Annotated in this window: 4 protein-coding genes; 3 read left to right on the forward strand and 1 reads right to left on the reverse strand. The window is 64.4% G+C overall.

What is annotated here, in order from left to right; translation table 11 throughout:
• A partial coding sequence (locus tag KNN17_RS21975; protein WP_241711009.1) for a hypothetical protein occupies window positions 1-199 on the forward strand: 199 nt, incomplete at its 5' end.
• Window positions 200-391: 192 nt separating this feature from the next.
• Here the strand turns inward: KNN17_RS21975 and KNN17_RS21980 are convergent.
• Window positions 392-850, reverse strand: coding sequence for a hypothetical protein (locus KNN17_RS21980; protein ID WP_241711010.1), 459 nt, complete (start codon window positions 848-850; stop codon window positions 392-394).
• Window positions 851-1321: 471 nt separating this feature from the next.
• Here KNN17_RS21980 and KNN17_RS21985 point away from each other — a divergent pair, with 471 nt between their 5' ends.
• Both KNN17_RS21985 and KNN17_RS21990 read left to right on the forward strand, forming a co-directional pair.
• The gene (locus tag KNN17_RS21985) at window positions 1322-1963 is read left to right on the forward strand and encodes a peptidoglycan-binding protein (protein WP_241711011.1); all 642 of its coding nucleotides are present in this window, start codon (window positions 1322-1324) and stop codon (window positions 1961-1963) included.
• A 6-nt stretch (window positions 1964-1969) separates the two neighbouring features.
• The gene (locus tag KNN17_RS21990; protein ID WP_308196874.1) at window positions 1970-4366 is read left to right on the forward strand and encodes a hypothetical protein; all 2397 of its coding nucleotides are present in this window, start codon (window positions 1970-1972) and stop codon (window positions 4364-4366) included.
• The last annotated feature ends 535 nt before the right edge of the window (window positions 4367-4901 follow it).

The raw sequence follows: 4901 nt of genomic DNA on the forward strand, positions 1-4901 counted from the left end.
TACAGCCGGGGTGGGCGCCGACTCGGGGCCCGTTGAAGCAGACGGCATTGTGTCCCTCGCGGCGAAGTCGCTCGTGGTGCTCCGGGCCCACAGCACACCGGAGGAAGAGCCGGACCACTCCGTAGCCGTCTCGCTCGCCGCGCTCACCCATACGGTCACTGCCGAAACCGCAGCCCTCACAGTCCCGGCGGTGCCCTAACCCAAGACCGCGGCCCGGGAGAAAACGGTGAGGAATGACTGTGAAAGTTACTCACCCCCCTGAAGCCGCCCTAGAGACCGCACCAATGTCAGAAGCGTCCCAAACTCCGGGAGTTGCAGCCGGCCGCCAAGGTAGGGCTGTAAAGGGGAGGAATTCCTGCAAGACATTCTGGACCGGGGATAACGACTGGCCCTAAAGGGTATGCAGGCCGGCATTCTGTCCGCGGCGATCCCCGGCAACTCCCGAAGGCAGGGCGTTGCCGGGGAGCGCGCCCTGAACCCAGGCCGGGCGACGGCCGGTCCGCAGGAGCTCGCTCGCTGTGGCCAGTCGCCATTTCATCTGCTCAACGGCATGATCTTCTCCGTGGTCGGCATTTGAGTGCCCAAGCCATCGTTCGATCAGGGATACCTCCAACCGGTACTCGCCCAGCTCCCTGCACAGCTGGCAAGCGAGCCACGTGACCGCGGCTGGAGGCGGCCCCAACGGGCCCGTATCCTTGTCAGATCCGGCCACCTCTGGCCGGCGGACCCCGAGATCAGCTTCGGCGGCCACAACGCACTCCAAAGCAAGATCCAAGGCCCGACGGAAATCAAAGCACGCCCTGAGGACCTTGACCCGCCGAATCTGCTTCGTATATGACAAGCCCCTCACCAGCAACTCCTTGGCCTCAGGCTTCTCGGCCGAGGAACCAACCCCGGAACTCGATCCCGTCCCTCCGGATCCCACCTGCTGCCGTGGCGAGCGGGCCAAAGGGCCACGCGACGACCGCATATCCTCCCGGCTAGAGCTCCGGGCCGACGCCCATCCCCGATCTTGAATCTTGCTTCACCTCTTGCCTGAAAGACTTAATACTAAGCAAGCTTAGTACTCTCTGAACGGGATCGACGAACCATTCGACTGTTGGCGTTGACCTTTCCGCGTAGGCGCGGACAGATGCCCGGTCGCAAAACATGAAAAGTACCCTTACTATTTACCGGAGAGCGCGGCGCTGGGGTGGTGAGCTCTTCCTTGATCCATTTCCCGGTGCGGTTCTCCGTGCGAAATCAGTCACCGAAGCGGTGGATGAAGTGTTTATCGAAATAGCTGACGGCCAGGCTACTTGTGCCGGAAATGGAGTTTGTGATGAACGAAGAGCAGGAACTTGAGCCGTTGTCCGCTGAAGAACTGGCCGCGGAAGGCATCACCGCGCTGCCGGCGAAGGAAGTCGCATCCATCCTTGACCTCAATGCCGACCTAAACCTCGGAATCCAGGCGGCCGCGCCGATCGATCTTGGCGTGGCCGCGAACGCCAACGTCGCGGCACCTATTGATGCGTCCGCGTCGGCCAACGTTCTCTCGGCCGGTTCCACGGCCGCGGGTGTGGCCCATCAGGGCGCACTAATCGATCAGGGTATCAATGCCGACGCGACGGCGAACTCGACGCAGGACAGCAGCATCGGCCACACAGCGCCGCCGGCTGCGGCCGCGCCGGCCCCGGCCGCTCCCGCCGGCGGGACGGTCACTGATCCGACCGCCGCCGTGAACGGGAACCTGCTCAACGTGGATGTAAAACTCGACGCCAACGCCGGTATCGCCGCCCCCATCAACGGCGCCGTTGCCGCCAACGCCAATGTTGCGGCACCGATCAACGCCGGGGTGGCAGCAAACATCGGCGCGATCGATAGCAATGCCGTGGCCGCCGCCCAGCAGGACGCCGTGATCAACCAGCACATCGACGGGGCTGCCACGGCCACGTCGAACCAACACTCGACCCTGCAGCAGTAGTACCCGGTGACGGTGATTCCCGGAGGCCCGCTCGACCCCGCCGACTATGCCAGCTCACCGGACATGGGCGCGGACGAACGCTGCCCGTCCCGTGCGGACGGCGTTGAGCTGATCGGTGAAATGGAAGGATCGGGCTACCGGGAACCGCCGTCTCTGGTGCGCCGGGCAGACGGACAGACCCTTCAGCTGACGCGGCTGCTCTACATGGTGTTGTCTGCAGTGGACGGCCGAACCAGCCCTGCGCAGCTTGCTGAGAGCGTCAGCGAAAAGTCCGGGCGCCGGGTCTCCGAGGAGAACGTCCGCACCCTGATCGACTCCCAGCTTCGGCCGTTGGGTCTGCTGGTGCGCCCGGACGGCTCACAGCCGGAAGTCAAGAAGTCCAATCCGCTGCTTGGATTGCGCTTCCGTTACGCCGTGACGGATGCCGAGAAAACCAGGCGGCTGACCGCACCATTCGCCCACCTGTTCCATCCACTCATCGCCGTGCCCGTGCTGGGCGCCTTCCTTTTTGTCTGCTGGTGGGTGCTGGCACTCAAAGGGCTAGGATCGGCAACCCACGACGCGTTCGAGAACCCGGCACTGCTGTTGCTTGTAGTCGCCGTGACGATCTTCTCCTCCGGTTTCCATGAATTCGGCCACGCCGCCGCAGCACGTTACGGAGGAGCGACTCCGGGAGCGATGGGCGCAGGCTTGTACCTGTTCTGGCCAGCCTTTTACACGGACGTGACAGACTCATACCGGCTCGGGCGCGCTGGCCGGGTCAGGACCGACCTCGGCGGCCTCTACTTCAACGCTATCGTCACTGTGCTGATCGCCGGGATCTGGTGGGCCACCGGCTACGACGCCCTGCTGCTGGTCGTGCTGACCCAGATCCTGCAGATGCTGCGCCAGCTCACACCTCTGGTCCGTTTCGACGGATACCACGTGCTCGCCGACCTCACCGGCGTACCGGATCTTTTCCAACGGATCAAGCCCACCCTCCTGGGCCTGCTTCCCTGGCGTTGGGGCAGGCCGGAGTCCAAAGCCCTCAAACCGTGGGCCCGCGCCGTCGTCAGCATCTGGGTCCTGATCGTAGTGCCTCTCCTCCTTTTTAGTATCGTGATGATGGTTCTCACGCTCCCGCGTGTGCTCGCCACCGCTGTGGTGAGCATCGCACGCCAGCAGAGCCTCCTCGGCGATGCCTGGGGCCATGGTGACCTGCCCGGCGGCGCGGCGCATATCCTCATGATTCTCGCCGCTGCCCTTCCCATCCTCGGCACAGGCATCGTCCTCGTCAGGATGATACGTCAAGGCGCGCGGGCGGTTTGGCGGAAAACCCGGGGCCGTCCAGGCCGACGTGCCGGCGCCGCAGTCGCCGGCGCCCTTGTCTGCGCCCTGCTGATTACGGCGTGGTGGCCCAATGCCTCCACCTACCGGCCAATCCAGCGCTATGACCGAGGCACCATCACCGACGCCGTTTCCTTGGTAATGCCCAAACCCAACCGGCTCGTAGATGGAGCGCAGGGAAGGGTAGCAGCCATCTGGCCCTCCGGCAGCGTCAGGCCGACGGCGGACAAGCCGCAACTGGCCATGATACTGATCCCCCGGGCCCCGCAAACAACCGCCGCAGATACCGGCGCCCCCGCCGCAGAGCCCGCCTGGGTCTTCCCCTTCGACAAACCGTTGCCCCCGGGCGACGGCGGGAACCAGGCATTGGCTGTGAACACCAAAGACGGGTCCGTAACCTATGACGTGGCGTTCGCCCTCGTCTGGGTTGATGACGGCCAGGCGCTCAACAAAAACGAAGCGTATGCCTTCGCCAGTTGTCGGGATTGCGGCGCCGTTGCCATCGGCTTCCAAGTGGTGCTCGTCGTGGGCCACGCGAACGTGATCGTTCCACAGAACCTCGCCGCGGCCGCCAACTACAACTGCGTCCAATGCCTCACCTACGCACTCGCCAACCAGCTGGTCCTGACCCTCGACCGCCCACTGAGCCCAGCAGGAACGGAACAACTGGCGAAAATATGGGACGAAGTCAGAAACTTCGAGGCAAACATCGAAAACATCCCCCTGTCAGAGCTGCAGTCCCGCCTCGCTGACTACAAGACCCGCATCGAGCAGATCATCACGCACGACCCCTCCGCAACCCAATCCGAATCCGGGACAACCGCTCCGGCCCCAAGCACCACCACATCCAACACAGCCCCAGCACCCCCCGACGGGGGCACATCTCCCATACCCGGGTCCGCCCCGACACAGGCGCCGGTCCCACAGCAACCGACTCCGGCAGCCTCCCCGCCGGGCACCGCCCAACCGGTACAAACAGCAGTTCCCGCGCCGGCCACCGCCCAGCCGGCACAAACAGCCCCGGCGCCGACACAGGCTCCGGCGACGCCGCCCGCGACCGCGGTACCCGGCAGCTAAAACCACCCCAAATCTCGCCCACCATACTCCCCCGCCAACCGCTTGCAATTTCCCGGAATCAGCTTGGAATCCCGCCCACCGGACCTACCGTCGAATCTCGTCGGCGCCGAAGTGGTGCCTGTAACTGCCGATCCACAGCAGGAGCACCATGAGCGTCCAGGCGGTGCGTTTGTTGCGCATAGGCTTCGACGCCCATGACTGTCGGTGCCGGGCGTGCCAAAGCCGAGGGCGAGCAACCCGACGTCGCGGATGTGGAAACCCGTACCGGTCGATCACCTGCAGGGCATCGGGCGCACCCACTAAGGGAAAGGGGTTACCAAGAATTAATGTGTCGGTGACTCGCCGCTTGGACAGTTTTCACTGTCTCGCCTCGGCGCCGCACCAAGCTGAATCCATGACTGATGACAAGGAACTCTTTAGGACTGGATTCTCGCGTCGCGGCTTCTTCACGGCTGCCGGAGCTTCCGGCGCCGTCGCCGTTTTGGCAGGCGCAACCCCGGCGTCAGCGGCTGACAACAAGGCGATGTTGCCCTCT

It is taken from the genome of Arthrobacter bambusae (genome assembly GCF_022606295.1).
GTDB lineage: Bacteria > Actinomycetota > Actinomycetes > Actinomycetales > Micrococcaceae > Arthrobacter > Arthrobacter bambusae_A.

Coding starts and splice junctions, on each gene's coding strand:
- KNN17_RS21985 (WP_241711011.1), top strand. CDS start 1,322: ATGAACGAAGAGCAGGAACTTGAGCCGTTGTCCGCTGAAGAACTGGCC.